Annotated in this window: 1 protein-coding gene; it reads right to left on the bottom strand. The window is 58.3% G+C overall.

Annotation, left to right across the window (positions count from 1 at the left end; all coding sequences use genetic code 11):
• Positions 1-1,030: cbb3-type cytochrome c oxidase subunit I (locus FJ951_RS28335; RefSeq protein ID WP_181172309.1), on the bottom strand; the 1,030-nt coding region annotated here is incomplete at both ends.

Below are 1,030 nucleotides of genomic sequence, written 5' to 3'. Positions count from 1 at the left end.
GGCGTCTGCGGCTGAAGGCCTCGGCAACCGCGATGAAGAAAACGACGAGCCCGGCCGTTGAGATGTAGGAACCGATCGACGAGACGAAATTCCAGCCGGCAAAAGCATCGGGATAGTCGGCGTAACGTCGCGGCATGCCGGCCATGCCCAGAAAATGCTGCGGGAAAAAGACGAGGTTGACGCCGATGAACATCAGCCAGAAATGCAGCTTGCCGAGCGTTTCGCTGTACATATAGCCGGTCATCTTCGGGAACCAGTAGTAGAAGCCGGCGAAGATCGCGAAGACCGCCCCCAAAGACAGCACATAGTGGAAGTGAGCGATCACGAAATAAGTGTCGTGGTACACGCGGTCGATACCAGGGTTCGCAACCATGATGCCAGTGACGCCACCAATGGTGAACAGCAGGACGAAACCGAGAGCCCACATCATGGGTGTCTTGAACTCTATCGATCCTCCCCACATGGTCGCCAACCACGAAAACACCTTCACGCCGGTTGGAACGGCGATGACCATCGATGCGAAGGCGAAGTAGCGCTGCGTGTCGACCGACAGGCCGGTCGTATACATATGATGCGCCCAGACGACAAAGCCGATCGCGCCGATTGCCACCATTGCATAGGCCATGCCGAGATAGCCGAAGATCGGCTTCTTGGCGAAGGTCGAGATGACGTGGCTGATGATGCCGAAGCCAGGCAGGATCATGATGTAGACTTCGGGATGGCCGAAGAACCAGAACAGATGCTGGTAGAGGATCGGATCACCGCCGCCGGACGGCGAAAAGAAGGTCGTCCCGAAGTTGCGATCGGTCAACAGCATGGTGACCGCGCCGGCGAGCACCGGCAGCGACATGAGAAGCATGAAGGCGGTGACCAGCATCGACCAGGCGAACAGAGGCATCTTGTGCATGGTCATGCCGGGTGCGCGCATGTTGAAGATGGTGGTGATGAAGTTGATCGCGCCGAGGATCGAGGAGGCCCCCGAAAGGTGGATGGACAGAATAACGAGGTCGACGGCGGGACCTGGCTGGCC

Source organism: Mesorhizobium sp. B2-2-3, assembly GCF_006442405.1.
GTDB lineage: Bacteria > Pseudomonadota > Alphaproteobacteria > Rhizobiales > Rhizobiaceae > Mesorhizobium.
Note: the sequence above shows the minus strand (reverse complement) of the source record. Positions and strands in the feature narration are given on the sequence as shown.